The sequence below is a fragment of the Roseovarius sp. genome, from assembly GCF_040223625.1.
Taxonomy (GTDB): Bacteria; Pseudomonadota; Alphaproteobacteria; order Rhodobacterales; family Rhodobacteraceae; genus Roseovarius.
Map to the genome: position 1 here is coordinate 1 of NZ_JAVKFX010000065.1, position 22,278 is coordinate 22,278.

A 22,278-nucleotide genomic window follows, 5' to 3' on the forward strand; every position below is an offset into this window, starting at 1 on the left:
CCGCAAGCTGCAGGAGGCGGGAAAGCCCGTCAAACTCGCCATCATCGCCTGCGCCCGCAAGCTGCTCACTATCCTCAATGCCATGCTGCGGGATCAGAGGGAGCACCGGCCAGTGGCGGGATGAGAAAGACAGTTGCTACGGGGCGATTTCGACGTCGGTATAACGTCGGTATTTTGTCGGTATTGCGTCGGTGCGGGAGACCGGGCGGCGGGAGTGGTCCGCCCGGAAGGGTTTGGCGTGGTTTCGCTTTGTCGCGTGTCCGAGCCGGGGCCTCATACGGGGCGAGGTCCCGGCTCGGGGGCCGGGACGGGTAGGGTGTGGGTCGAGGTCCCGGTTCGGGGGGCGGGTCGGGGAAAGTGGTTGTCGAGGGGGCGAAGGGGGTTGGATTTGCCCCCGGTGCGGATTGGCACGCGCTTGGAACAGAGCCGTGCTTAAGCGTGGCGGCGATGGCGGGACGGGACCGAAACTCGGGGTGTCGTTGCCGGTTGGCAGCGGTTCTTGATCTGCCCGCCCCGGGCCCGACCCGGGGCCTCATGTGGGACGGAGGGTTTGGCGTGGTTTCGCTTTGTCGCGGGTCCGGGCCGGGGCCTCATACGGGACGAGGTCCCGGCTCGGGGGCCGGGACGGGGAGGGCGTGGGTCGAGGTCGGCTCGGGAGCCGGGACGGTGGGGGAAGGGGCGCGCCGGGTGGGCTTGCGCCTTGCGGGTGTCCGTGCGACGTAATCGCGACCACAAATGGAGTTGACGATGCGCGTGCGGCTTGCCGTTCTTTGTCTGGCCTACGTGCTGAGCCAGTTCTTCCGGGCCTTCCTCGCCGTTCTGAGCGAGCCGCTGGGACGTGATCTGGGCGTGACGGCGGAGGATTTGTCCTTTGCCTCGGGCCTGTGGTTCGTGACCTTCGCGCTGATGCAGCTTCCGGTGGGCTGGGCGCTGGACCGGATCGGGCCGCGGCGGAGCGCCTCGGTGCTGCTGGGCGTCGGCGGCGGCGGGGGGGCGGCGCTGTTCGCGGTGGCGACGCAGGGCTGGCATATCGACCTGGCCATGGTGCTGATCGGGATCGGCTGTTCGCCGGTGCTGATGGCGTCCTATTACATCTTCGCCCGGCAGTTTCCGCCCGCGCGGTTCGCCACGCTGGCGGCGCTGATGCTGGGGGTGGGCTCGGTCGGCAATCTTGTCGCTTCCTACCCGATGGCCTTTGCGGCGGAGACGATGGGATGGCGGGCGGCGCTGTGGGGTCTGGCGGGGATTTCGCTTTTGGTCTCGGTGGGGATCGGGGCGTGGGTGCGCGACCCGGAGGCGCCCGAGGGCGAGGCGAAAGGGTCGCTGGCCGACCTGCTGCGGATGCCGGTGCTGTGGGCGATCATGCCGCTGATGTTCATCGCCTACGCCCCCTCGGCCGCCATCCGGGGGCTGTGGATGGGGCCGTACCTGGCGGATATCCACGGGCTCGATACCGGGCAGGTGGGGCAGGCGACGCTGGTGATGGGGATCGCGATGATCGCCGGCACGCTGGCCTATGGCCCGCTGGACCGGGTGTTCGGCAGCCGCAAGTGGGTGGTGTTCACGGGCAACCTTCTGGCGGCCGTCTGCATGTTGCTGCTGGCGGTGCTGGCAGAGAGCGGTATCGCGACGGTCGTGGTGCTGTGCGCGGCCATCGGCTTCTTCGGCGCGTCCTTCCCGATGATCATCGCCCATTCGCGGGGGTTCTTTCCGCCCCACCTTGCCGGGCGCGGCGTGACGCTGATGAACATGTTCGGGATCGGCGGCGCGGGTGTGGCCCAGTTCGGCTCGGGCCCGCTTCATGCCGCGGTGACCGCACAGGCCGGGGCGTCGGTGGCCTATGCCACGCTGTTCGCCGTGTTCGGGGGCGCGCTGCTGCTGGGGCTGGTGATCTATCTTTTCAGTCGCGACACGATGGAATGAGATAACCGCTTTCACTCGGGAGGCGGAGGCTGTATGCAGGCCGCCGTTGATCCATTCCGATCAGGAGTCTGAACTATGGGATACAAGGTCGTCGTCGCGGGTGCCACGGGGAACGTGGGCCGTGAAATGCTGAACATCCTGGCCGAGCGCCAGTTCCCGGTGGACGAGATCGCCGCGCTTGCGTCGCGCCGGTCGCTGGGCACCGAGGTGAGCTTTGGCGACAAGACCCTCAAGACCCAGGACCTGGACGCGTTCGATTTCACAGGCTGGGATATCGCGCTGTTCGCCATTGGTTCGGACGCGACCAAGACCTATGCGCCTAAGGCCGCCAAGGCGGGCTGCGTGGTGATCGACAACTCGTCGCTCTACCGCTACGACCCGGACGTTCCGCTGGTGGTGCCGGAGTGCAACCCCGAGGCGGTCGAGGGCTATGCCAAGAAGAATATCATCGCCAACCCCAACTGCTCGACCGCGCAGATGGTCGTGGCGCTGAAGCCCATCCATGACCGCGCCAAGATCAAGCGCGTGGTGGTGAGCACCTACCAGTCCGTTTCCGGTGCCGGGAAGGAAGGGATGGACGAGCTTTGGGACCAGACCAAGGACATCTACAACCCGACCCGCGAGATCGCGCCTAAGAAGTTCCAGAAGCAGATCGCGTTCAACGTGATCACGCATATCGACGTGTTCATGGAAGACGGTTCCACCAAGGAAGAGTGGAAGATGGTGGTCGAGACCAAGAAGATCATCGACCCGTCGATCAAGGTGACCGCGACCTGCGTGCGGGTGCCGGTGCTGGTGGGCCATGCCGAGGCGGTGAATATCGAGACCGAGGAGTTCCTTGACGAGGACGAGGCGCGCGATATCCTGCGGGAGAGCCCGGGCATCATGGTCGTCGACAAGCGCGAGGATGGCGGCTATGTCACGCCGATCGAATGCGTGGGCGACTATGCCACCTTCATCAGCCGCATCCGGCAGGATCCGACGATCGACAACGGGCTGAACCTGTGGTGCGTCAGTGACAACCTGCGCAAGGGCGCGGCGCTGAACGCGGTGCAGATCGCCGAGACGCTGGGCAACCGGGTGCTGAAGAAGGCCTGAGGGGCGCGTCATGAGAGGTACGAAAGGAGCGCCTTCGGGGCGCCCTTTTTGCGTGGGTCAGAAGGGTTCGATCACCTCGCAGTCCTCGTCCCGAGGGGCGGGGGAGAGCATGCGCTCGGCCAGCCAGGTATGGCTGTGGCCGGGGAAGGGCGCGCCGAAGCGGCGCATGAGGCGGGCATAGCTGAAGCCCAGTTCGGACGCCTTGCAGAGGCGGCGCGGAGGGCATAGCCCTTCGCGTTCAGGCGGCGCTCGAGATCGGACCAGTCCCGCGCATGGGCGAGGTCATCTGCGAGGCGCGCGCGCAAGGGCGCGAGGAGCCGCTCATCCGCCCTTACGGGCGGCTTCGCGTTGCGGGCGCAGGTGATTTCCCTGGCCAGCAGGTCGCGGACGAGCTGACCCACGGAGATGTCTCGCCTTGCGGCCAGCGCATTGGCCGCGCGGTGCAAGTCGTCGTGCAGGAGAATCTCGATCCGGGTTTCGCTCATCCCCCGATCAGACACCGGTTTGATGAAATATGCGTAAATTTGCGCAGGCCCGCCAAGGACCTTGTCTTGGGCCGCGTCTAATGGAGATAGTCGACACGAAACACCCAGGAGCTTTCCCCATGCAACGTCTCGCTTTTGCCCTTGCCCTGCTGCCCACGGCCGTGCTGGCCGAGGATATCCCGCTGGCCAGTGATGTCACCGGCGTCACGCTTTACCCCAACGGCGCGACCGTGACGCGCCGGGTGCCGTTCAGCGCCCCGGCGGGGGCGCATCAGCTCGTGCTGACCGACCTGCCGCGCAACACGCCGCTGGCCTCGGTCCGGGTGGCGGTCGAGGGGGCGCAGATGGGCAGTGTCAGCACCCGCAACGATTTCGTGCCGCCGCGGACGGAGGAGACCAATGCCGCCATCCAGGCCGCGGAGGACCGGGTCGAGCTTCTGGAAGAGGAGTTGCGGAACCGGCAGGCGGCGATCGAGTCGATCCGGCTGGAGGCGAAGGCGGCCGAGGCGCGGGTGGAGTTCCTGGAGTCGCTCGGCAAGGGCGAGGGCGTGGCGGCGCTGGATGTCGAGAAGCTGATGGCGCTGTCGGAGATGATCGGCAGCGAGACGCTGGCCGCATTGCAGGCCGCGCAGGGCGCCCGGCGCCGGGCCGAGGCGGCGGCACGGGAGCTGGAGGATCTGCAGGAGGATCTGAAGCGGGCCCGGCAGGCGCTGGCGGCGCTGGTGCCGGAGCGGGAGGACCGCGCGATGCTGGCGGTGGCGGTGCGGTCGGATGCGCCGGCGGAAGGCACGCTGACGGTGACCTACAATATCTACGAGGCGGGCTGGCAGCCGGTCTATGACCTGCGGCTTGAGCGGGAGACGGGCGCGCTGGATATCGAGCGGGGCGCGCTGGTCTATCAGCAGACCGGCGAGAACTGGAGCGACGTGGCGCTCACGCTGTCGACCACGCGGCCGACCGAGCAGGTGGTGCCGGGCGAGGTCTGGCCGTGGCTGCGGCGGATCTTCGACCCCGAGGTGCCGGTGCCGATGCCCAAGCCGCTGGTGCGGGCCGAGCCGGAGGCGGGCTATGCCGCGGACGGCGCGATGGAGGAGGCGGCGATGGCGCCGGCGCCGGTGCAGGCGGCGGCGCAGTTCGACGGGCTGTCGGTGACCTACAGCTATCCCGAGACGGTCGACGTGGCCACCGGCGCCGACAACCTGCGGATCACGCTGGGCACGTTGCAGGCCGAGGCCGAGATGGTGGCGCAGGCGGTGCCGCTGACCGATACGAACGCCTACCTGATGGCGGAGTTCACCAACGAGGCCGAGGAGCTGATCCTGCCGACGCACGAGGCGAGCTTCTACCTCGACGGGCGGTTCATCGGGACACGGCCGCTGGACCTGATCCCCGCGGGGGGCGAGGCGGAGCTGTCCTTCGGGCCGATCGAGGGGCTGCGGCTGGAGCGGACGGTGCTGGGCCGGAACGAGGGGGATCGCGGCATGATCTCGCGCTCGACCGAGCTGACCGAGGAGGTGCGGATCGAGATCGAGAACCTGACCGGGGAAGCCTGGCCGATGCGGGTGCTGGACCGGGTGCCCTATTCGGAGCAGGAAGACCTCGAGATCGAGTGGAACGCCGCGCCGCATGCCTCGGAGATGGACGTGGACGGCAAGCGTGGCGTGCTGGCGTGGGATTTCGAGATCGCTGCGGGCGAGGAGAAGGAGATCACCCTGACGCATACGCTGGAATGGCCGGAGGGGATGGTACTGCAGTGATCTGAGAGAGGGTTGTCGGGCCCTGGGGGCGCCAGTCTTTTGCTTTGAATGATGCAGGGACGCGGTGAGTCCCGTGGGGAACGGCCGGTGACACGCGACCGGACGTCTGATGTCTCCACTACGTCGTCAGCTTACCAAGATTGGCTGAAGCTTTCATCGCGTTGAAACGACCAATCCGTGAAGCGGAGCACGTCCCATCCGATGAGCATATCGTATCCACTCAGTGCCTGCGACAAGATTATCACATCAGTTACCGTATAGGTGGGATGGTCTCCAAAAACCACATCTCCCGCATGGCCTGGCACGTTGTGGACCGCGCTCCCCACGACCGTGTTGTTAATGTTAGCTGCAAATGGGAGGTCCAAGGCTTGTACAATCTCTGGCTGAAGGACAACGTGGGTTGCGCCGGTGTCAATCAAGGCACGAACCCTCGCCTCGGGTATCCCTCCTGATGAATGCGCGACACCATGGAGCGGATGATAGCGAACTGTCACATCAATGATGGGTAGTCGGTTCGTTCGAGTATAAGAAAGTGTCGGCATGCACCAATCTGAATGTTACTAACTTTTACAAGCGAAGCGCGGACTATCGTTTGCAGCGCAGGATTCAAAACTGTGTGCTCGAACCGGACATGCCAATCCGAGCCCACAGCTGGCCCTCACGTGCCCACACCCCCGCCCCTTCAAATCGCCTCGAACACCTTCTTCTCGGCGTTGTACTGTTCCACCCCGCCTTCGCCGATATCGTGCCAGAGGCCGTGGAGGGTGAGGTTGCCCTTGTCGACCGCCTCTTTCACGAAGGGGAAGGTCATCAGGTTTTCCAGTGACACGAGGATGGCCTGTTTCTCGAGCGCCCTTGTGCGTTCGGCGGGGTCCTTGATCTTCTTCACCCGGTCGTAGCCGGGGCGGAGGATGTCCATCCAGCGGCCGACGAAGCTGGTCTTTTCCTCGAGCGCCGGGGCGTTGCCCGAGCACATCTCCTCGCAGCCCTTGACGCCGCCGCAGTTGGAATGGCCGAGCACGATGACATGCGCCACCTTGAGCGCGGTCACCGCGTATTCGACCGCCGCCGAGGTGCCGTGCTGGGCCCCGTCGGTGACGTAGGGCGGCACGAGGTTGGCGATATTGCGGTGCAGGAAGAACTCGCCCTGGTCGGCGCCGAAGATCGAGGTGACGTGCACGCGGCTGTCGCAGCAGCTGATCACCATTGCGCGGGGGTGTTGCCCCTCCTGCGCGAGGTGGCGGTACCAGGCCGCGTTGTCCTTGTACTTGGTGGCCTTCCAGCCGTGGTAGCGTTCGACGAGATAGCCGGGCAGCGGCCGCGCGTTATCCATGACGTCCCTCATTCGCATCTGTTCTCAACGCGTGGTGATAGCCCGAATTCACCTAAGATTCGAGCGAGAAATCACCCCGCGGGCAACCATTTGGGAACCGCGATGGGGGAAGGTGGCGCCTGGGCCTTGGGGGGCTTTGGAATATGGGGTGTGACCGTGGAGCATGTGACGCTGTTGAAACAGAGTGAGAGGGTGCGGCTTGATCCGGACCGGCTGGACGAGCTGTACCTGCAGCTTGGCCACCAGCAGGCCGAGGACGTGGTGTGCCGGGCGCTGGAGGAGCTGGCGGCAAGGCTGACCCATGTCGAGCGGTTCTACCGGCAGGGCAAGACGGGCGAGATGCGCAAATGCGCCCGCAGCCTTGGCGCGATTGCCGATCAGCTTGGCATGGAGGCGCTGGCCCGGGTGGCGCGCGACGTGAGCGGCTGTTCGGATGCCGGCGACGCGGTGGCGCTGGCGGCGGTGCTGGCGCGGCTGTTGCGGGTGGGCGAGACGTCACTGACCGAGATCTGGGAGGTGCCGGCCTACTGAGGCGGGCCGGCAAGCGAAGAGCCCGGCCACGATGTGCCGGGCTCTTGCAGGCGACGCGGTGAGTGTGAGCGCGCTACCTTTCGTGGGTCAGTCGGGCCCGATCCGTCGGGCCCGATCAGTCAGCTAGCGCTTCGAGGCGGCTGCGCAGTTCGGCATTCTCGGCCTCGAGCCGGGTCGTGCGGTCCTGCAGCGTCTCGGTGCGGTGGGCGAGCGCCTGGATCGCCGCCAGGGCGACACCGCTGGCGTCGAGCGTGGCGATGGTGTGCGCGGAGTCGCCGGTGCTGAAGATGCGGTGGAAATCCTCGGCGAAGGGGCCGATATGGCGGACCTCCTCGGCGTCCTTCCAGCTCCAGTTGGCGACCGGAAGGGCGGTGACCTTCTGCAGGATATCGGCGTGATCGACCGGGGTGATCGCCGTCTTGCGGGCGCGGCTGGAGCCCTGGCTGAGCGAGCCGGTGATCGTCAGGTTCCCGGCGGCGTCGAGCCTCATTTCCGGGCCGTCGCCGTCGACGATGTTGTAGCGCAGCTCGCCGTCGGCGCCGGCATCGGTGAAGGTCACGTCGGCGCTGGAGTTGGGCGAGGCGCCGGTGGCCGTGAGCCTGAGGTTGTTGAAGCTTTCCGAGGATGTCAGTTCGAGCGCGCCGTTGTGGTCGAGCGACATCTCGGGCCCGTCGCCATCGACGATGTTGTAGCGCAGCTCGCCCGAATCGCCGCCGTCGGTATAGGTGACGTCGACCGACTGGTTGGGGCTGGCCGTTGTGGCGGTCATGCGCATGAAGACGTAGCTGTCGCTTCGTTCGATCTCGAGCGGGGCCTGCGGGTCGGTGCCGGCGCCAATGCCGACATCGCCCGTCGCGTCGATGATCAGTGCGTTGGAGGGCGCGCCGCCGGCAATGATCCGGAAGGGCAGGGTCGAGCCGCTGGTCGCGTCGCGGATGAAGAAGCTGGTTTCGTTGCCGGCAAGGTCCCATGTCTGGGCGGCGAAGCCCGAAGAGGTGTCCTGCTGCAGGCGGAGGGTCGGGGTGTTGCCTGTCTTGACGTCGATGTCGACAGCCGGGATCGAGGTGCCGAGGCCGAGGTCACCCTGGCTGTCGACGTAGAGCGCGTTGGCCCGGGCGCCGGCATCGACGCGGAACACCTGCCGGTTGGCGGTGCGGTCGACGACGGCGAAGTAGTTGTCGCCGCCGTTGCTCGTGTCGTTGGCGTGGAGCCCCCAGTCGTTTGCGGGGAAAGAGCCAGAGGCCGACGTGTCGTCGAAAAAGACGCGGAGGTTGTTTTCCTTGAGGATGACCGTGTCGAACCCGAAGCCTTGCCCGAAGACGCAGTCGGACCCGACGCAGAGGCTGCCGTCGACATAGACGTCGCTGGAAAAGTTCGGGCCGGCGGCATGGGCCTGCATGGCGCAGAATGTCGAGACGGTGGTGGCGAGCAGGAGGCTACGGCGGGTCATGGGAAAACGTCCTTGTAGAATTCTGTTTTGGTCTGTGCGTCGTTCGGACGGGGGCCCGATCAGCCGGGCAAATCGGTCTGATAGGCGAGGTTAGCACGGGTTGCCCTGACGTCAAAGCCATTCCGGTGCGGTGACGCACATCGGCCGGGCCGGGCGGTTTGCCGACGGAAGGGCTTGCAGGCGCGGCGCGGGCGGCTAGGCTGTGGCCGACGCCCAGACCTGACCGGAAAGATTTGCCCATGTCCTTCGAGTTTGCCCCGGCCGACGCGCCCGCCATTCCGCTGCACGTGATCGGGCAGGAGGAGGTGGAGAGCTGGTGTGACGGTCAGCCCGGGCGCGTGGCCGGCTGGGTGCGGGCGGCCGGGTTCACCGGGGCGCCGGGCGCGACGCTGCTGGTGCCGGGCGAGGACGGGCAGATCGCGATGGCGCTCGCCGGGTACGGCACCGAGCAGGCGCGGGCGCGCGGGCGGTTTCACTTGGCCGGGACGGCGGCGGCGCTGCCCGAGGGGGCGTACCGGCTGGAGGGCTTGCCGGAGGGCCGCGCGGTGGAAGAGGCGCTGGGCTGGCTGCTGACGGCCTACGCCTTCGACCGGTATCGCGACCAGTCGCCGTCGAAGGCCCGGCTGGTGGCGCCCGAGGGGGTCGATGCGGCGCGGCTGGTGGCGATTGCCGAGGGCGAGGCGCTCACCCGCGACCTGATCAACACGCCGGCCGCGGATATGGGGCCGGAGGAGCTGGAGGCCGCCTGTGCCGGGCTGGCAAAGGATTTCGGCGCGGAAATCGAGGTGGTGCGGGGCGAGGCGCTGCTGGAGCGGAACTTCCCGATGATCCACGCGGTGGGCCGGGCGGCGGGACAGGCGCCGCGGCTGATCGACATGCGCTGGGGCGGCGAGGGCCCGGCGCTGACGCTGGTGGGCAAGGGAGTGTGTTTCGACACCGGCGGGCTGAACCTCAAGCCCGGCGCCAGCATGGGGCTGATGAAGAAGGACATGGGCGGCGCGGCGACGGTGCTGGGGCTGGCCCGCATGATCATGGCGCTGGAGCTGCCAGTGAAGCTGCGGGTGCTGGTGCCGGCGGTGGAGAATTCGGTCTCGGCCAATGCCTTCCGGCCTGGCGACATACTGACCGCGCGCAATGGGCTGACGGTGGAGATCAACAACACGGATGCCGAGGGGCGGCTGGTGCTGGCCGATGCGCTGAGCTTCGGGGCGGAGGACGACCCCGACCTGATGATCTCGATGGCGACGCTGACCGGGGCGGCGCGGGTGGCGGTGGGGCCCGATCTTGCGCCCTATTTCACCGATGACGGCGATTTCGCCGCGGCGATCGACGCCGCCGGCGCGGTGGTGGCCGACCCGGTCTGGCGGCTGCCTTTCCATGCGCCCTACGAGGCGCTGATCGAGCCGGGCATCGCCGATCTGGACAACGCGCCCAAGGGGGGCTTCGGCGGGGCGATCACCGCCGCGCTGTTCCTGCGCCGCTTCGCCGGGGGCACGCGTTACGCGCATTTCGACATCTACGGCTGGAGCACCGGCAACGGCCCGGCGCGGCCCAAGGGCGGGGTCGGCATGGGCGCGCGGGCCCTGCTCGAGGCGTTGCCGAGACTTCTGAAGGTATGAGGGGGACATGGCTTCTTCTGGCCAAAAATATCCCTGGGGTGAATTGGTCCCGGACACCGTCCGGGGCCAAGAGGGGCAGCGCCCCTGATCTGCCATGACCGATCCGCGCAGACATCCCGCCAATGGCCGTGTCGCCGCCCTCCGCCTGCGTGGCGAGGTCGAGGCGCAGGGTTTCACCGACGGCGTTCCGGCCCGGGTGGTGGTGCCGGTCGCCGATCTGCTGCGGTCGCCGGGCGGGGCGCGGGACCGGCAGTTCCTGCTGGGCGAGGCGGTGACGGTCTACGAGGAGCGCGACGGCTGGTCCTTTGTCGAGGCGGCGCGCGACGGCTATACCGGCTACCTGCCCGCGGCCGAGCTTTCGGGCGTGCAGGCGCCGACGCACCGGGTGACGGCGCGGGCCACGCATATCTACCGCGTGGCGGATTTCAAGACGCGGGAGCTGGCGGCGCTGAGCCACGGGGCGATGCTGACGGTGACCGGGCAGGAGGGGCGGTTTGCCGTGACGCCGCTGGGATACGTGCCGGCGGTGCACCTGTCGCCGCTGGAGGAGGTGGCCGACGACCCGGTGCGGGTGGCCGGGCTGTTCCTTGGCGCGCCCTACCTGTGGGGCGGGAACACGAGCTTCGGCATCGACTGTTCGGGGCTGGTGCAGATGGCGTGCCTTGCCTGTGGCATCGACTGTCCCGGCGACAGCGACATGCAGGAGGCCGAGCTGGGCCATGCCCTGCCCGAGGATGCGCCGCTGGAGCGGGGCGACCTGCTATTCTGGAAGACCCACGTGGCCTGGGTGGTCGACCGGGATACGCTGTTGCATGCCAACGCCTTCGCCATGGCCGTGAGTTACGAGCCGCTGGAGGCGGCGGTGCAGCGGATCGAGGCGCAGGGCGATGGCCCGGTGACCTCGCGCAAGCGGCTGGGGGGCAGATGACGAGCGATCCGTTCTTTCACCCCGTGTCGGGGTTCGACCTGCCGCGCTTTGCCGGGGTGCCGACCTTCATGCGGCTGCCCCACGTGCCGCCGGGGCATGAAAGGTTCGGCGAGGTGCAGGTGGGCCTGATCGGGGTGCCGTGGGACAGCGGCACCACCAACCGCCCCGGCCCGCGCCACGGGCCGCGGCAGTTGCGCGATGCCTCGACCATGATCCGCGCCCAGCACGCGACCAGCGGGATGCGCCCGTTCGAGACGGTGAACTGTGCCGATCTGGGCGATGTGGGGCCGAACCCGGCGGACATTCCCGACAGCATGGAGCGGATCACCGCGTTCTACGACCAAGTCATGGCGGCCGGGATCGTGCCGCTGACGGCCGGGGGCGATCACCTGACCTCGCTGCCCGTGTTGCGGTCGGTGGCCAAGGACGGGCCGGTGGGGATGGTGCATTTCGACAGCCATACCGACCTGTTCCATTCCTATTTCGGCGGTACGATGTACACCCACGGCACCCCCTTCCGCCGGGCGGTGGAAGAGGGTTTGCTGGACCCGAAGAAGGTGGTGCAGATCGGCCTGCGCGGCACGATGTACGACACCGAGGACCGGGATTTCGCCAAGGCCAACGGCATCCGCCTGATCCTGATCGAGGAGTTTCACGCCCGCGGCGTCGCCGACGTGATGGAAGAGGCGCGCGAGATCGCCGGGAGCGGGCCGACCTATGTGAGCTATGACATCGATTTCGTCGACCCCACCTTCGCGCCCGGCACCGGCACGCCGGAGGTGGGCGGGCCGAATTCCTTCCAGGCGTTGCAGGTAGTGCGCGAGCTGGAGGGGCTGAACATCGTGGGCGCGGACATGGTGGAGGTGTCGCCGCCCTTCGATGCGTCGGGGGGCACGGCGTTTCTTGGCGTGTCGATCATGTTCGAGCTGCTCTGCGTGATGGCCGGGCGGATGGGAGCGACGCATGGGTGAAGGGCCGAACCGGGATCAGGCGGAGTTCTGGGCGTCCGTATCGGGCGAAAAGTGGGTGCTGAATGCGCGCGTGCTCGACGCGATGATGGCGCCGGCGCTGGACTGTGTGCTGGACGCCGCGGCGCTGCAGGCGGGAGAGCGGGTGCTCGATATCGGCTGCGGCACCGGGGCGAGCACGCTGGCGGCGGCGGAGCGGGTCGGGCCGGAGGGCCGGGTGACGGGCGCCGATATCTCGCCGGTGATGCTGGAGGCGGCGCGGAAGCGGGCGGTCGGGGCCGGGTGCAAAAACGCCGATTTCGTGGTGGCGGATGCGCAGGTTCACGGGTTCGAGCCGGGGGCCTATGACGCGATCATCTCGCGCTTCGGGGTGATGTTCTTCGACGACCCGGTGGCGGCCTTTGCCAACATGGCCAAGGCGCTGCGGCCCGGCGGGCGGGTGCATGTCGTCGGATGGAGCGGGATGGAGCGGAACCCGTGGTTTTCCCTGCCGCGGCAGGCGGCGGTCGACCGGCTGGGCGAGGTGGCGGCGGAGGATCCGCGCGCGCCGGGGCCGACGGCCTTTGCCGAGCTGGAGTATGTGCGCGGCATTCTCGATCGTGCCGGGCTGCGCGAGGTGACGGCCGAGGAGGTGACGGTCGACCTGACGCCGATGGGGACGGTCCTGCATGTGGCGAAGTTTGCCGCCCATCTCGGCCCGGCGGCGCGGGTGCTGATGGAGAAGGGCGGCACGGCCGAGGACAAGGCGGCGATCATCGACGCGCTGGCGGAGGATTTCCAGCCCTATGCCACGCGGGATGGTGTGCGGGTTCCGGCGGTGCTGACGCTTTACGGGGCGCGGCGGGGTTAATCGAGCGCCAGCTTGCGCAGGGTCTGGCCCGAAAGCTCTTCCGAGAAGGGTACCGGCAGCGGGTCTTTCCCGAGCCGGGCGCGGTAGATCGGCAGGCTTTCGGCGACGCGCATGACGTAGTTCTGGGTTTCGCGGAAGGGGATATGCTCGATCCAGTCGATGATATCCACCTCGCCCAGCCGCGGGTCGCCGTATTCCTTCATCCAGCGCAGCGGGCGGCCCGGCCCGGCGTTGTAGCCGGCCGCGACCATCACCACGTTGCCGTCGAAGCGGTTGACCAGCTCGGCCAGGTAGGCCGAGCCGAGGGTGGCGTTGTATTCCCAATCGGAGATCACCCGGGCGCCGGAATGGGCCATGCCGAGCGCGCGGGCCATGTCGGAGGCGGTGCCGGGCATGAGCTGCATCAGCCCCTGCGCGCCGGCGCCGCTCTTGACGCGGTGGTCGAATTCGCTTTCCCGGCGGGCGATGGCGAGGGCCAGCTCGGCCGGGACCGGCAGGTCCATCTTCCGCATCGGGTGGAGGGCATAGTAGGGGCCGGGGACGACGAGGCCGCGCTCGGCCGCGGCCTTGCCGACCATCACCTCCAGATGCGGCTCGCCCAGGGTGTCGAGCGCGTGGCCGAGGCGGTTGATCTCGTCCACGTCGAGCGTGTCGGCGAGGGCGACGAAGAATTGTTCGGCCAGCGACAGCCGGTCGGTCCTGAGCAGCAGGATGCCGGCCTTGAAAAGGGTGGACTGGGCGAAATCGGCATTGCGCCAGTTTGGGTCGGAGGGCACGCCCGCGAGCGCGGGGTCGGGCGGGACGCCGGCCTTCTCGGCGGCGAGCAGGCCGTAAAAGCTGGTCTGGTATTCGCCGCCGAAGGCGTAGGCGAGCTGCGCCGCCTCGGGGTCGCCCAACGCGTCCTGCGCGCGGCCGATCCAGTAGCCGGCACGGCCGAGCGAGATGGGTGTTTCCACCGCCGCGCGGAAGCGCTGGAAATGGTCGAGCGCGAGGTCGGGCGCGTCGAGATAGGTGAGTGCCAGATAGCCCGACAGCCATTCGAGATCGGCGTAGTTCGAGCCGTCGACAAGCTGGTGGATGGCGGCGAGCTGGTAGGCGGTGGCGATGTCGCCCTCGCGCATCCTGTCGCGGGCGAGGTAGCGGCGCCAGCCGGCCCAGCGGTCGGGCTCGCCCAGGCCGTTTTCCATGCGGCTCTGTTCCAGCATCAGCTTGATGGCGTCGTCGCTGCGGCCCGCCTTGATGTGCTGGTTGAAGCGTTCGTAGGCGATGCCGGCATCCTTCGCCCCGCCCTCGGGCAGGTCGCTGTTCTTCAGGGAGGCGCCGCGCTCGATCTTCTGGCGGGCCTCGGCGAGGGCGCGGGTCTTCTTGTCGACCAGCGGCAGCATCTGCTGGACGTCGCGCAGGCCGCGCCAGAGGGCCATTTCGAGCCGGGCCTCGTGATGCGGTTTCAGCAGTTCGTCATAGGCCTCGAGGAAGGCGTCATGCTCGGCGGTGGAGAGGTCCATCGTGTGCCAGGCCATGACCACGGTCGCCTCGGCCTCGCCCTGGTGACCGCGGGCGGTGAGGGCGCGGGCGTAGTTCAGCACGCCGTCGCCGGTTTGCGGGCGGTAATCCTCGTAGAAATCCAGCACCGTGTCGAAATCGGCGTGGGCCACCACCTCTTCGCTGCGCTTGCGCAGGTAGTCGAGCCCGGGCCAGTCGGGATGGGCGTCGAGGAAGGCCAGCACCTCCTCGGGCGTGCCGCGGCCCTCGCGCAGGCGGATCCACTCGACCAGAGCCACGGCGGCGGGCCCGTCGCGCTCGGCGATGCGGACGGCGTTCTGCCAGCGGCCGTTGGCGATGGCGCCGAAGGCCAGCTGCAGCGGGCGGGGGGCGATTCGCGTCTCGTCCTCCTGTGCCGCCGAGGCAGCGGACAGAGTGAAAAACGCCAACAGGACAACAAGGCAGCGCAACATGGCTTGCATTTCGGGCCCATGCAAAGGATAGACACGCCCAGCCTAAGCGCGCGGCGCGGGACAAGTCCATTCACAACCTTGGCAGATGGGCACCTTGCCGCTAGTGTCGCGCGCGTTTCACCGGGCCTTTTGGCCCTACAGTAACGCAAAACAATGGAGCGTGTCATGTTCAAAGGATCTTTTCCTGCCCTGGTCACGCCGTTCAAGAACGGCGAGCTGGATCTTGAGACGCTCAAGAAACTTGTTGAATGGCATATTGCCGAGGGCAGCCACGGCCTTGTGCCCGTGGGGACGACCGGCGAGAGCCCGACGCTGACCCATACCGAGCACGAGACGGTGGTCGAGGAGGTGGTGCGCGCCGCGGCGGGGCGGATTCCGGTGATCGCCGGGGCCGGGTCGAACAACACGGTCGAGGCGATCCGCTTCATGCGGCATGCCGAGAAGGTGGGCGCCGATGCCGCGCTGGTGGTGACGCCCTATTACAACAAGCCCACGCAGCGCGGGCTGATCGCGCATTTCACCGCGCTGCACGATTGCTGCGAGCTGCCGATCATCATCTATAACATTCCGGGGCGGTCGGTGATCGACATGTCGCCCGAGACGATGGGCGAGCTGGCCAAGCTGCCGCGGATCATCGGGGTGAAGGACGCCACCGGCGACCTGGCGAGGGTCAGCGACCAGCGGATCACCTGCGGCAAGGAGTTCGTGCAGATTTCCGGCGAGGACGCCACGGCGCACGGGTTCAACGCGCAGGGCGGCGTGGGGGTGATCTCGGTCACCGCGAACGTGGCGCCGCGGATGGTGGCGGATGTGCAGGAGGCGTGTCTTGCCGGGGATTACCAGAAAGCGCTGGAAACGCAGGACCGGCTGATGCCGCTGCACAAGGCGATCTTTACCGAGCCGGGGCTGGTGGGCGTGAAATACGCGATGTCGCTTCTGGGGCTGTGCAGCGACGAGGTGCGTTCGCCGCTGACCGGGCTGAGCGACGAGACCAAGGCGCTGGTCGAGGACGGGATGCGGCACGCGGGGCTGATGAACTGAGGCTGCATCCGGCCGGGAGCGCGTGCGGGTCCAGACCTGGTCCGGGTGGCAGGTCGAGTGCCACAAACCGGTTGAAACGGAAAAGCGCGGCCGGGTTTCCCCGGCCGCGCCTTTTTTGTCTGACCATTCGCCGTTGGATCAGGCGATGTCGAAGCGGTCGGCGTTCATCACCTTGGTCCAGACGGCGATGAAGTCGCGCACGAACTTCTCGTCATTGTCGTCCTGGGCGTAGACCTCTGCGTAGGCGCGCAGGATCGAGTTGGAGCCGAAGACGAGGTCGACGCGGGTCGCCGTCCAGAGCAGCTCGTCGGTGTGGCGGTTGCGGATTTCGTACGGTCCGCCCTCGACGACAACCCACTTGTTGCCCATGTCGGTGAGGTTGACGAAGAAATCCGTGGTCAGCGCGCCTTCGCGGTGGGTGAAGACGCCGTGCTTGGTGCCGCCATGGTTGGTGCCCATGACCCGCATGCCGCCGAGCAGGACGGTCATTTCCGGCGCGGTGAGGCCGAGGAGCTGCGAGCGGTCGAGCAGCAGTTCCTCGGGGCTGACGGAATAGTCGTCCTTCAGCCAGTTGCGATAGCCGTCCGCCAGCGGTTCGAGCGCGTCGAAGCTGTCGGCGTCGGTCATCTCGGCGGTGGCGTCGCCGCGGCCCGGTGAGAAGGGCACGGAGACGGTGTAGCCCGCCGCCTTGGCCGCCTGTTCGACGCCCACGTTACCGGCCAGCACGATCACGTCGGCGAGCGAGGCGCCGTATTCGTCGGCGATCGGCTGCAGGGTCGAGAGGACACGTTGCAGGCGCTGGGGCTCGTTGCCTTCCCAGTCCTTCTGGGGGGCGAGCCGGATGCGCGCGCCGTTGGCGCCGCCGCGCTTGTCGGAGCCGCGATAGGTGCGGGCGCTGTCCCATGCCGTCGAGACCATTTCCGAGAGCGACAGGCCGCTTTCAGCGATCTTTGCCTTGACGCGGCCGATGTCGTAGTTGACCGGGCCGGCCGGGATCGGATCCTGCCAGATCAGGTCTTCCTGCGGCACGTCGGGGCCGATGTAGCAGGCCTTGGGGCCCATGTCGCGGTGGGTCAGCTTGAACCATGCTCGGGCGAAAGTGTCGCGGAAATATTCCGGATCGGCCATGAACTTTTCGCAGATGGCGCGATAGGTCGGGTCCATCTTCATGGCCATGTCGGCATCGGTCATGATCGGGTTGCGGCGGACCGAGGGGTCGGTCGGATCGACCGGCTTGTCCTCTTCGGCGATCTCGACCGGTTCCCACTGGTTGGCGCCGGCGGGCGACTTCTTGAGCTCCCACTCGTGGTTGAAGAGCATCTTGAGGTAGCCGTCGTCGAACACGGTCGGGTTGGTCGTCCAGGCGCCCTCGATGCCCGAGGTGATGGCCTTGTTGGCCGAGCCGCCGAGGGCGGGGTTGAGCCAGCCGAAGCCCTGCGCCTCGACATCGGCGCCTTCGGGTTCGGCGCCCAGCGTGGCCGCGTCGCCCGCGCCGTGACATTTGCCGACGGTGTGGCCGCCGACGGTGAGCGCGGCGGTTTCCTCGTCATCCATGGCCATCCGGGCGAAGGTTTCGCGGACCTGTGCCGCCGTCTTGAGCGGGTCGGGCTGGCCGTTGACGCCTTCGGGGTTCACGTAGATCAGGCCCATCTGCACGGCGGCGAGGGGGTTCTGCATCGAATCGGGCTGGCCGACATCGTCGTAACGCTCGTCCGACGGGGCGAGCCATTCTTTCTCGGCGCCCCAGTAGGTGTCTTTCTCGGGGTGCCAGATGTCTTCGCGGCCGAAGGCGAAGCCGAAGGTCTTCAGGCCCATGGTTTCATAGGCCATGGTGCCGGCGAGGATGATCAGGTCGGCCCAGGAGACCTTGTTGCCGTATTTCTTCTTGACCGGCCACAGCAGGCGGCGGGCCTTGTCGAGGTTGCCGTTGTCGGGCCAGGAGTTCAGGGGGGCGAAGCGCAGGTTGCCGGCGCCGCCGCCGCCACGGCCGTCGGCGAGGCGGTAGGAGCCGGCCGAGTGCCATGCCATGCGGATCATCAGCCCGCCGTAATGGCCGTAGTCCGCCGGCCACCATTCCTGGCTGTCGGTCATCAGGTCGGCCACGTCCTTGCGGAGGGCTTCGACGTCGAGCTTCTTGAGCTCGTCGCGGTAGTTGAAATCGGGGCCCATCGGGTTGGTCTTGGCATCGTGCTGGTGCAGGATGTCGAAGTTGAGGGAACTGGGCCACCAATCCGTGACGCTGACGCCCGTATGGGTCATCCCGCCGTGCATGACCGGGCACTTGCCGGTCGATTTCATGTCATTTCCATCCATAGCTCTCTCCATTGGTGGCTTTGTCTTGAAAGGCCGGGGCGCAGGCACCTGCGGCCGGGAATATCTGGCCTGTCGGGATCGGGTGATAACAGGAGGAACATGTCAGAATACTGACAGCCGGCAGGGTTTTGCCGGGGCTCTGTTATCGGTCCTCCCCTCCAGATTCTGGAACGGTTCTAACAAATCGGATTGATTGATTTAAGTTGAATTTTCGGATTGTGGCGATAATTTTTAATTATGGCGAACATCACCCTGAGACAGTTGAAATATTTCGAGGCGCTGGCCCGGCACGGGCATTTCGGGCGGGCGGCGGAGGCCTGTGCGGTGTCGCAGCCGGCGTTGTCGGTGCAGATTCGCGATCTCGAGGAGGATATCGGCGCGCAGCTTTTCGAGCGGGGCGCGCGGCAGGTGCGGCTGACCGCGCTGGGCGCGCGGTTCGCGGACCGGGTGCAGGAGATTTTGCGGTCGGTGGACGAGCTGGAGGACCTGGCGCGGGCGAGCGAGGAGCGGCTGATCGGGCGGCTGCGGATCGGGGTGATTCCCACGATCGCGCCGTATTTGCTGCCACGGGTGATCCGGGCGTTGTCGGAGACGCATCGGGGCATCGACATCCATGTGCGCGAGACGCTGACCGACCGGCTGATCCGGGAGTTGCTGGACGGGCGGCTGGACACGGCAATCGTGGCGCTGCCGATTTCCGAGCCGGGGCTGGCGGAGGTGGCGTTGTTCGACGAGGCGTTCATGCTGGTGCGGCCCGGTGCCGAGGCGGGACAGCCGGTGCCGAGGGCGGAGGACCTGGCGCGGATGCGGCTGTTGCTGCTGGAGGAGGGGCATTGTTTCCGCGACCAGGCGCTGTCGTTCTGCAATATCCGGCCGGCGGTGCCGGGGGACGGGCTGGACGGGTCGTCGCTGTCGACGCTGGTGCAGATGGTGGGCTCGGGCATCGGGGTGACGCTGATCCCCGAGATGGCGGTGCCGGTCGAGACACGTTCGGCCGATGTTTCGGTGGCGCGGTTCGGCAAGCCCGAGCCGTCGCGGACGGTGGGAATGATCTGGCGGCGGTCGAGCCCGCTGGCGCCGCAGTTGCAGCGGATCGCCGAGGTGGTGGGCCGGGCCGGGGAGGAGCAGAAAAAGGCACAGGCGGCAATGGATCATAGTTTCTCCCCGATTGATCCATAATCTACCCCTAATTCGTCTCTAATTCGCAGGATGGAGAGAACCGGCCGGACCGCGGCACCGGGGCCATGCCCCTTTGCCATCGGAAGCCGCCGGAGCGAGGCGGGAGCGAGCAGCGCCAAGCCTTTCAAACAAGCGGGTTTTGCCCGTCGGCCTGATGCCGGGACACCGGTGTCGGGGGTGGCACAGACGTATTCGAGGACCGCCATGACCGTCTATGTGGTCACGACAGAGAATTGGGACAGCGCCGCTTTCTGGTCAGGGATCAGCGAAGGCGCGGCCGGGCATGCACTGGACTTTTCGGCGCTGCCGTCGGGCTATTCGGTGGATGTCGACGCCGCGACCGGTGTGATCACCATCAGCGACGGCTCGGACAGCTTCACCGTGGGCGAGGCCGGGGTGACCGGGACGGACGCCAATCTCGGTGGCGGCACGCAGCTCGATTATTTCATGGTCGCCTATGGCGGGGGCGGCGGCGACGTGCTGGACGGCACGGGCGGCGCGGACGTGATGGATGGCGAGGACGGCGCCGACACGATCGACGGCGGCGCGGGGAACGATTCGCTGGATGGCGGCGGGGGCGGCGACAGCCTGATCGGCGGCGAGGGCGACGACACGATCACCGGCGGGGTCAGCGCCGAGGATACCGAGCTGTTCCTCGACTGGAGCGCGGCGGGCAGTGACGGCCAGAGCATCGGCACCGGCTTCACGCAGGATACCGGCGGCATCGACGTGACCGTCACCTATTCCGACGAGGGCAACGGTCAGAGCGCCAATGTCGAGACGACGACCGGCCAGTACGTGGGCACGGGCGAGCCGTTCGACGGCAATTCCTCGGTCGAGCTGCGCGGGGGTGGCGCCACGGGGGATACCGCGACGCTGCGGATGGATTTCTCGGCGGTCGAGGGGTCGGGCTTCGAGGACGAGGTTTCGGACGTCAGTTTCCGGATCAACGATGTCGACCAGTCGGGCAGCAGCACCGGCTGGGAGGACGGGATGACCGTTCGGGCCTATGACGAGGAGGGCAACCAGCTTGACGTGACGGTCACCTACCAGGGGGTGAGCGAGACGGGGCCGGATGTTCTTGTCGATGGCGAGGGATCGCAGAGCTCGACCGGGGCCAACGGTTCGATGCTGGTCGAGATCGAGGGGCCGGTCAGTTACGTCGAGGTGGATTACGACCAGCTTGGCGGCAGCGGGCAGGTGATCTGGGTCACCGACGTGCATTTCACCGCGCAGGGCCGGAGCGATGGCGACGACACGATCGAGGGCGGCGCGGGGGACGACTACCTTGTCGGCAACATCGGCTCGGACGAGATCAGCGGCGGGGCGGGGAACGACACGATCCTTGGCGGTGACGATACGCTGACCACCGGGTCGGCGCCGATCGAGATCGTCAACGGCAGTTTCGAGCAGACGAGCCACGGCGACGGCGGCTGGTCCGAGGGCACGCCGGGCTGGGAGACGAGCGGCACGGAGGTGGGGGATTTCAACCCGACCTCGGGCCAGATCGACGAGGGGGATATCGACGGCAGCAACGTCGCCTTCCTCTATGCCAATGGCGACACGCTGAGCCAGACGCTGTTGCAGGAATATACCGACGGGGAGACCTACGAGTTCGACGTCGACCTGGGCGATGCGACCTATGCCGGGTCGGTGAGTTACACCGTCAACATCTATGCCGGCGACACGCTGATCAGGACGCAGAGCGGGACGACCGGGGATATCGACGGGCTGGAGACCGTGTCGGTCAGCAGCGAGGGGTTTTCCGACCCGAGCCTGAACGGCGAGCCGATCACCATCGAGATCGTCAATACCGGGGGGACGGACCTTCTGGTCGATAACGTCACCGGGACGGTGACGGGGATCGCGGGGGGCAGTGATGCTGATACGAGCGGCGATATCCTCGATGGCGGCGACGGGGCGGACCTCGTGTTTGGCGGGGCCGGGAACGACACGATCACAGTCGACCAGGGCGACACGGTGGAGGGGGGCGACGGGGACGACCGGTTCGAGCTGGCCGATGCCGACACGACCGGGACGGGAAACGATTCGATTTCGATCATCGGCGGCGAGGGGGACGAGACGGATGGCGACACGCTGGTCCTGACGCCGGATGTCACCTATGGCGACATCACCTTCACCAATACCGATGACGAGGCGGGCGGGCTGTCGGGCAACTTCACGATGGCCGACGGGACGTTCGTGGAGTTCTCGGAGATTGAGAACATCATCTGTTTCACGCCCGGCACGATGATCCTGACCGAGGTCGGCGAGCGGCCGATCGAGAGCCTGAAGATCGGCGACCGTGTGGTGACGCGGGACAGCGGCTTGCGGCCGATCCGGTGGATCGGCAAGCGGACGGTGCCGGGGCGGGGCCGGTTCGCGCCGGTCTGGGTTGCGCCGAACGTGATGGACGGCTCGCGCACCGGGCTGCTGGTGTCGCCGCAGCACCGGATCCTGTTCGCGGGTTACCAGGCGGAGTTGCTGTTCGGGCAGGACGAGGTTCTGGTGGCGGCGAAGCATCTTGTCGACGGTGCCGACGTGAAGGTCAGGGAGATGCCGGAGGTAACCTATATCCACGTGATGTTCGACCATCACGAGGTGATCTATGCCGAGGGGATCGCGACCGAGAGCTTCCATGCCGGCGATGTCGGGCTGAGCGCGATCTGCGAGGAGGCAAGGGAGGAGCTGTTCGGGCTGTTCCCGGAGCTCCGGAGTGCGCCGCGGCACATGGGCGATACGGCGCGGCATTGCCTGAAGCGCTACGAGGCGCGGCTTTTGCGCGATTATGACACCATGCAGAGGAAGCGGGTCGGGGTGGTTTAGGCCGACCTGCCGGACTGGTGGC

Annotated in this window: 17 protein-coding genes and 1 pseudogene; 13 read left to right on the forward strand and 5 right to left on the reverse strand. The window is 67.3% G+C overall.

Features of this window, described 5'->3' with window-relative positions; all coding sequences use genetic code 11:
* The 5 genes and pseudogenes from RLN94_RS18135 to RLN94_RS18155 form a co-directional block, all read left to right on the forward strand.
* Nucleotides 1–124 (forward strand): annotated as a pseudogene (locus RLN94_RS18135) (IS110-like element ISRfsp2 family transposase); the annotation flags it as partial.
* Between the two features lie 623 nt (nucleotides 125–747).
* Nucleotides 748–1,923 carry an MFS transporter gene (locus RLN94_RS18140; RefSeq protein ID WP_350127389.1) on the forward strand — a complete coding sequence of 392 codons (1,176 nt, stop codon included), beginning with the start codon at nucleotides 748–750 and terminating at the stop codon, nucleotides 1,921–1,923.
* Nucleotides 1,924–1,998: 75 nt separating this feature from the next.
* Nucleotides 1,999–3,021, forward strand: a complete 1,023-nt coding sequence (locus tag RLN94_RS18145) for an aspartate-semialdehyde dehydrogenase (RefSeq protein ID WP_350169389.1) — start codon at nucleotides 1,999–2,001, stop codon at nucleotides 3,019–3,021.
* A gap of 272 nt (nucleotides 3,022–3,293) precedes the next feature.
* Entirely contained in the window at nucleotides 3,294–3,587 is a 294-nt protein-coding gene (locus RLN94_RS18150; RefSeq protein ID WP_350127377.1) for a hypothetical protein, read from the forward strand.
* A 38-nt stretch (nucleotides 3,588–3,625) separates the two neighbouring features.
* On the forward strand, nucleotides 3,626–5,263 hold the full coding sequence (locus RLN94_RS18155) for a DUF4139 domain-containing protein (protein ID WP_350127374.1): 1,638 nt from the start codon (nucleotides 3,626–3,628) through the stop codon (nucleotides 5,261–5,263).
* A 131-nt stretch (nucleotides 5,264–5,394) separates the two neighbouring features.
* Here RLN94_RS18155 and RLN94_RS18160 read toward each other — a convergent pair whose 3' ends face one another.
* Together RLN94_RS18160 and RLN94_RS18165 are read right to left on the reverse strand one after the other, a co-directional pair.
* Nucleotides 5,395–5,805, reverse strand: a complete 411-nt coding sequence (locus RLN94_RS18160) for a retroviral-like aspartic protease family protein (RefSeq protein WP_350127371.1) — start codon at nucleotides 5,803–5,805, stop codon at nucleotides 5,395–5,397.
* 140 nt (nucleotides 5,806–5,945) lie between these two features.
* Nucleotides 5,946–6,596, reverse strand: coding sequence for a carbonic anhydrase (locus tag RLN94_RS18165; protein WP_350127368.1), 651 nt, complete (start codon nucleotides 6,594–6,596; stop codon nucleotides 5,946–5,948).
* Nucleotides 6,597–6,698: 102 nt separating this feature from the next.
* On the opposite strand from RLN94_RS18165, the gene RLN94_RS18170 reads away from it, so the two are divergent.
* Nucleotides 6,699–7,127, forward strand: a complete 429-nt coding sequence (locus RLN94_RS18170; RefSeq protein WP_350127365.1) for a hypothetical protein — start codon at nucleotides 6,699–6,701, stop codon at nucleotides 7,125–7,127.
* Between the two features lie 115 nt (nucleotides 7,128–7,242).
* Here the strand turns inward: RLN94_RS18170 and RLN94_RS18175 are convergent, their stop codons facing one another.
* Nucleotides 7,243–8,577 (reverse strand): tail fiber domain-containing protein, encoded by a 1,335-nt coding sequence (locus RLN94_RS18175; protein WP_350127362.1) that lies wholly within the window; start codon nucleotides 8,575–8,577, stop codon nucleotides 7,243–7,245.
* Between the two features lie 239 nt (nucleotides 8,578–8,816).
* Here RLN94_RS18175 and RLN94_RS18180 point away from each other — a divergent pair, with 239 nt between their 5' ends.
* The 4 genes from RLN94_RS18180 to RLN94_RS18195 all read left to right on the forward strand — a co-directional run bounded on the left by RLN94_RS18180 (nucleotide 8,817) and on the right by RLN94_RS18195 (nucleotide 12,942).
* Nucleotides 8,817–10,196 carry a leucyl aminopeptidase family protein gene (locus RLN94_RS18180; protein WP_350127359.1) on the forward strand — a complete coding sequence of 460 codons (1,380 nt, stop codon included), beginning with the start codon at nucleotides 8,817–8,819 and terminating at the stop codon, nucleotides 10,194–10,196.
* Between the two features lie 94 nt (nucleotides 10,197–10,290).
* Nucleotides 10,291–11,124 (forward strand): C40 family peptidase, encoded by an 834-nt coding sequence (locus RLN94_RS18185; RefSeq protein WP_350127356.1) that lies wholly within the window; start codon nucleotides 10,291–10,293, stop codon nucleotides 11,122–11,124.
* A complete protein-coding gene (speB, locus tag RLN94_RS18190; RefSeq protein WP_350127353.1) occupies nucleotides 11,121–12,095 on the forward strand; it encodes an agmatinase in 975 nt (324 codons plus the stop codon). Before RLN94_RS18185 ends, speB begins: the two co-directional genes overlap by 4 nt.
* The gene (locus tag RLN94_RS18195) at nucleotides 12,088–12,942 is read left to right on the forward strand and encodes a class I SAM-dependent methyltransferase (RefSeq protein ID WP_350127350.1); all 855 of its coding nucleotides are present in this window, start codon (nucleotides 12,088–12,090) and stop codon (nucleotides 12,940–12,942) included. The genes speB and RLN94_RS18195 overlap by 8 nt, the downstream gene beginning before the upstream one ends.
* On the opposite strand, the gene RLN94_RS18200 is transcribed toward RLN94_RS18195, so the two are convergent.
* A complete protein-coding gene (locus RLN94_RS18200) occupies nucleotides 12,939–14,906 on the reverse strand; it encodes a lytic transglycosylase domain-containing protein (protein WP_350169394.1) in 1,968 nt (655 codons plus the stop codon). The two genes, RLN94_RS18195 and RLN94_RS18200, sit on opposite strands and share 4 nt — an antisense overlap.
* A gap of 156 nt (nucleotides 14,907–15,062) precedes the next feature.
* On the opposite strand from RLN94_RS18200, the gene dapA reads away from it, so the two are divergent.
* The gene (gene dapA / locus RLN94_RS18205; protein ID WP_350127344.1) at nucleotides 15,063–15,938 is read left to right on the forward strand and encodes a 4-hydroxy-tetrahydrodipicolinate synthase; all 876 of its coding nucleotides are present in this window, start codon (nucleotides 15,063–15,065) and stop codon (nucleotides 15,936–15,938) included.
* Between the two features lie 138 nt (nucleotides 15,939–16,076).
* Here the strand turns inward: dapA and katG are convergent, their stop codons facing one another.
* The gene (gene katG / locus RLN94_RS18210) at nucleotides 16,077–18,251 is read right to left on the reverse strand and encodes a catalase/peroxidase HPI (RefSeq protein WP_350127341.1); all 2,175 of its coding nucleotides are present in this window, start codon (nucleotides 18,249–18,251) and stop codon (nucleotides 16,077–16,079) included.
* Between the two features lie 237 nt (nucleotides 18,252–18,488).
* Between katG and RLN94_RS18215 the strand changes: the two genes are divergently transcribed.
* Both RLN94_RS18215 and RLN94_RS18220 read left to right on the forward strand, forming a co-directional pair.
* Nucleotides 18,489–19,430, forward strand: a complete 942-nt coding sequence (locus RLN94_RS18215) for a hydrogen peroxide-inducible genes activator (protein WP_350127338.1) — start codon at nucleotides 18,489–18,491, stop codon at nucleotides 19,428–19,430.
* 204 nt (nucleotides 19,431–19,634) lie between these two features.
* Nucleotides 19,635–22,256: a Hint domain-containing protein gene (locus tag RLN94_RS18220; protein WP_350127335.1), complete on the forward strand. Its 2,622-nt coding sequence runs from the start codon at nucleotides 19,635–19,637 to the stop codon at nucleotides 22,254–22,256.
* Nucleotides 22,257–22,278: the final 22 nt, after the last annotated feature.

What these genes read in the sequence shown, in the direction of transcription:
- RLN94_RS18140 (WP_350127389.1), top strand. Translation starts at nt 748, where the DNA reads ATGCGCGTGCGGCTTGCCGTTCTTTGTCTGGCCTACGTGCTGAGCCAG.
- RLN94_RS18145 (WP_350169389.1), top strand. Translation starts at nt 1,999, where the DNA reads ATGGGATACAAGGTCGTCGTCGCGGGTGCCACGGGGAACGTGGGCCGT.
- RLN94_RS18150 (WP_350127377.1), top strand. Translation starts at nt 3,294, where the DNA reads ATGGGCGAGGTCATCTGCGAGGCGCGCGCGCAAGGGCGCGAGGAGCCG.
- RLN94_RS18155 (WP_350127374.1), top strand. Translation starts at nt 3,626, where the DNA reads ATGCAACGTCTCGCTTTTGCCCTTGCCCTGCTGCCCACGGCCGTGCTG.
- RLN94_RS18160 (WP_350127371.1), bottom strand. Translation starts at nt 5,805, where the DNA reads ATGCCGACACTTTCTTATACTCGAACGAACCGACTACCCATCATTGAT.
- RLN94_RS18165 (WP_350127368.1), bottom strand. Translation starts at nt 6,596, where the DNA reads ATGGATAACGCGCGGCCGCTGCCCGGCTATCTCGTCGAACGCTACCAC.
- RLN94_RS18170 (WP_350127365.1), top strand. Translation starts at nt 6,699, where the DNA reads ATGGGGGAAGGTGGCGCCTGGGCCTTGGGGGGCTTTGGAATATGGGGT.
- RLN94_RS18175 (WP_350127362.1), bottom strand. Translation starts at nt 8,577, where the DNA reads ATGACCCGCCGTAGCCTCCTGCTCGCCACCACCGTCTCGACATTCTGC.
- RLN94_RS18180 (WP_350127359.1), top strand. Translation starts at nt 8,817, where the DNA reads ATGTCCTTCGAGTTTGCCCCGGCCGACGCGCCCGCCATTCCGCTGCAC.
- RLN94_RS18185 (WP_350127356.1), top strand. Translation starts at nt 10,291, where the DNA reads ATGACCGATCCGCGCAGACATCCCGCCAATGGCCGTGTCGCCGCCCTC.
- speB (WP_350127353.1), top strand. Translation starts at nt 11,121, where the DNA reads ATGACGAGCGATCCGTTCTTTCACCCCGTGTCGGGGTTCGACCTGCCG.
- RLN94_RS18195 (WP_350127350.1), top strand. Translation starts at nt 12,088, where the DNA reads ATGGGTGAAGGGCCGAACCGGGATCAGGCGGAGTTCTGGGCGTCCGTA.
- RLN94_RS18200 (WP_350169394.1), bottom strand. Translation starts at nt 14,906, where the DNA reads ATGCAAGCCATGTTGCGCTGCCTTGTTGTCCTGTTGGCGTTTTTCACT.
- dapA (WP_350127344.1), top strand. Translation starts at nt 15,063, where the DNA reads ATGTTCAAAGGATCTTTTCCTGCCCTGGTCACGCCGTTCAAGAACGGC.
- katG (WP_350127341.1), bottom strand. Translation starts at nt 18,251, where the DNA reads ATGGATGGAAATGACATGAAATCGACCGGCAAGTGCCCGGTCATGCAC.
- RLN94_RS18215 (WP_350127338.1), top strand. Translation starts at nt 18,489, where the DNA reads ATGGCGAACATCACCCTGAGACAGTTGAAATATTTCGAGGCGCTGGCC.
- RLN94_RS18220 (WP_350127335.1), top strand. Translation starts at nt 19,635, where the DNA reads ATGACCGTCTATGTGGTCACGACAGAGAATTGGGACAGCGCCGCTTTC.